Source organism: Streptomyces sp. NPDC054956, assembly GCF_053609185.1.
The window spans coordinates 1-2,835 of the sequence record NZ_JBSGXB010000539.1 but is presented as its reverse complement, the minus strand read 5'-3'; the positions used below and the strand labels follow the sequence as shown (position 1 = coordinate 2,835).

Genomic DNA, 2,835 nt, shown 5'->3' with positions numbered 1-2,835 from the left:
TCGGCAACACCTGCATCAACGCGTGGGGCGGCGGCGACCACCACACCGAGGCAAACTCGGGGGGGTGATCGCCCTGTCCCACGAAGGGCCCCCGCCGTACGGGGGGGGCCCTTCCCCGTGTTCCGGTGCGCCGGTGGTGCGTGGAGCCCGGCTCCCCGCCGCGATCCACCGGGCGCCCGCGGTCACTCGTAGCGGTAGATCCCCTGGTGACCGAGCATCTCGCGCGGGGTGACGTCCCACGGCGGCATCGGCTCGTCGAGGGCGATCACCCGGCCCCGCTGGAGGTCGCCGAGTTCGAGCGGCGCGGCGGGCAGGTAGCCGGAGTCCGGGTGCCGCTGCTGCCAGCGGTCCCAGAGCAGGTCCACGAAGGCGTGGTGCAGCCAGAACGCCGGGTCGTTGGGCGCCGTGCCGCCCGTCATGTGGCCGCCGATCCACTGGTGCACCTTGTTGTGGTTGCGCCACTTCTCGCTCTTGGGCGCGGCCCAGCCCTCGAGCTTGTTGCGGAAGCCCCCGCCGGCGGCCGTCGAATCCCAGGGCGAGGTGTCGTACACCGGGTCGTCGATCGCCCACTGGAGCTCGGCCCGGGACGGCAGGCTGATCGGGTTCTGCGGCCGGCCCAGGTTCCGGGTGAGGAAGCGGGCCTCCGTGATGCCCACGGTCACCGTCCAGTTGCCCTTCTCGTAGGCGTACGGGCCGGTCGTCACCTGCCGGTCGCTCTCGCGCCCGGTGCCGCCGAGGAAGTCCTCGGCCCACAGGGAGGAGGCCGGGCTGTTGTCCGTGGTCCAGTCCCAGTACGGGATGCTGACGCCCGGGTCGACGCCGCGCAGCTCCCGTTCGAACTCCAGCAGGTAGCGCCGGTGCCAGGGGAAGAAGGAGGGCGACATGTGCCCGACGCGCAGCTTGCGGTCGCGGTCGGGGACGAAGTACTTGTCGTGGGTGCGCACGAAGGCGTCGTAGGTGCCGTTGCGCTTGAGCTCCAGCACGGCCTCCGTGAACCGCTTCTTCTGCGTGCTGGAGAGGTTCCTCTGGTTCTGCCGGGTGTACAAGGCCCGCTACTCCTGTCCGCCGTGGTGCGCCGCCGCGAACGCCAGCTGGTTGGTGCCCAGTTCGTCGACGGCGGCGCGGGCGAGCTCCAGCGGGGTCTCGTAGGACTGGAAGTGGTTGATCCCGCTGAGGTAGCTGCCGTCGGCACGGCGCATGACGTGCAGGGCGCGGCCGTCGATGCGGACCCCCGCGAGGTCCACGGCGATGTGGCGGCCGCGGTACGTCTCCTCCGCGAGCGGGGCCGGCGTGAGGGTCTGCCGGGGCCGGCGGGCGCGCAGTACGGGGGCCAGGGCCGCGGCCGTGCCGGCGGACACGGCCGCGGTGAAGGCCGTACGGAGGAGCGCGCGGCGGGTCAGTGGTGAGGCGGCGGGTGCTGCGTACATACGGTCTCCCTCGCTCGGTGCCCGGTGCCTACGGGTCTAACGCGGCGCGGCGGGCGAGGTCACCGGGGACCCCTCTACTGCCTCATGTGCTTGTAGTAGAAGGTGGTCGCCACCAGACGGCCGTCCGGGTCGGAGGCGTAGTCGGGGATGGAGCCGGCCTCGGTCCAGCCGGCGGCCCGGTACACCCGCTCGGCCCCGCTGCCGGTCTCGGTGTCCAGGAACAGGAGCACCACCCCGGCCCGGGCGGCGGCCGCCTCCGCCTCGGCGAGGAGCGCGCGGCCCGTGCCGCGTCCGCGTGCCGAGGGATGGACCATGAGCTTGCGCACCTCGGCGCGGTGGCGGCCGTTCGGCTTGGATTCCCGGCTCCAGCTGACGGTGCCGTCGACCCGGCCGTCCGGCCCCCGGGACACCCACAGCGCGAGGGAGCCCTCCTCGACGGCGGGCAGCAGGGAGTCCCACCAGGCCGCGGCGGCCGCGTGGTCGAGGTCGGCGAGGAAGCCGAGGGAGGAGCCGGCGCGTACGACGGCCAGGAGCAGGTCGGCGAGTTCGTCGCGGTGGGCGGCGAGCCCGGCCTCGTCGATCCGGGTGAGTGAGGCGTCCATCCGCCGAGGATAGGGATCAGCCGGCGACGCGCTGGAGCCGGGGCAGGTGCAGATCGCGGAAGACCGCGGCCATGCGCAGGGCGAAGACCAGGGCCGCCGAAACCGCGATGTTCACGGTGTCCGCGGCGCCCGCCCAGTGCAGGCCGAGGTAGCAGGCGGCGCCGGCGAGGGCGGCGGTCGCGTACACCTCCTCGCGCAGCAGCAGCGGCGGGAACTCCCCGCAGAGCACGTCGCGGACGACCTCTCCCGTGACGCCCGTCAGGACGGCGAGGATGAGCACGGCGACGGGGGTCACGTGCGCGTCGATCGCGGCGCGGGCGCCGATCACCGTGACGACGGCGAGGCCGACGGCGTCGACGACCATCAGCGTGCGGTGCGGGAGCTCGCGGCGGCGCAGGTAGAGCATGGTGGCGACGGCCACGGACGCGATGAGGACCAGCAGCAGCCAGTCGTGCGTCCAGTAGAGGGGGTGCCGGTCGAGGATCAGGTCGCGCAGGGTCCCGCCGGAGATGCTGGCCGCGAAGGCGAGGACGAGCCCGCCGAAGGGGTCCATGTTGGCGCGGTGCGCGGCGAGGACGCCGGAGGCGGCGAAGGCGGCTATGCCGAGGAGGTAGAGGGCGTGCAGCATGGCTTCGCCTCCTTCAGGGGGTGGGTCGTCGGGGCAACCCGCCCAGGTTGCCCCACCCTCCGTGCGGCCCGCATCGGCCCTTCGGCCAGTTCCTGCGGAGCCGGGCGGGTGCCGCTGCGCGGGGCCTTTCCCCCGCCCCGCCCCTTCCCGGAACCGGGGCTCCGCCCCGGACCCGTAC

At 73.6% G+C, this 2,835-nt stretch carries 4 protein-coding genes; all 4 read right to left on the bottom strand.

What is annotated here, in order from left to right; translation table 11 throughout:
• Positions 1-182: 182 nt before the first annotated feature.
• Positions 183-1,046 carry a tyrosinase family protein gene (locus ACWGDE_RS37940; RefSeq protein ID WP_453393640.1) on the bottom strand — a complete coding sequence of 288 codons (864 nt, stop codon included), beginning with the start codon at positions 1,044-1,046 and terminating at the stop codon, positions 183-185.
• A 6-nt stretch (positions 1,047-1,052) separates the two neighbouring features.
• On the bottom strand, positions 1,053-1,427 hold the full coding sequence (locus ACWGDE_RS37935) for a tyrosinase family oxidase copper chaperone (protein WP_453393639.1): 375 nt from the start codon (positions 1,425-1,427) through the stop codon (positions 1,053-1,055).
• Positions 1,428-1,501: 74 nt separating this feature from the next.
• Entirely contained in the window at positions 1,502-2,029 is a 528-nt protein-coding gene (locus tag ACWGDE_RS37930; RefSeq protein WP_453393638.1) for a GNAT family N-acetyltransferase, read from the bottom strand.
• Between the two features lie 16 nt (positions 2,030-2,045).
• Complete coding sequence (locus ACWGDE_RS37925) at positions 2,046-2,657, bottom strand: trimeric intracellular cation channel family protein (RefSeq protein ID WP_453393637.1); 612 nt, start codon at positions 2,655-2,657, stop codon at positions 2,046-2,048.
• Positions 2,658-2,835 lie beyond the last annotated feature (178 nt).

Bases quoted from the DNA above. Each gene is read 5' to 3' on its own strand.
- ACWGDE_RS37935 (WP_453393639.1), bottom strand. From the start codon at position 1,427: ATGTACGCAGCACCCGCCGCCTCACCACTGACCCGCCGCGCGCTCCTC.
- ACWGDE_RS37930 (WP_453393638.1), bottom strand. From the start codon at position 2,029: ATGGACGCCTCACTCACCCGGATCGACGAGGCCGGGCTCGCCGCCCAC.
- ACWGDE_RS37925 (WP_453393637.1), bottom strand. From the start codon at position 2,657: ATGCTGCACGCCCTCTACCTCCTCGGCATAGCCGCCTTCGCCGCCTCC.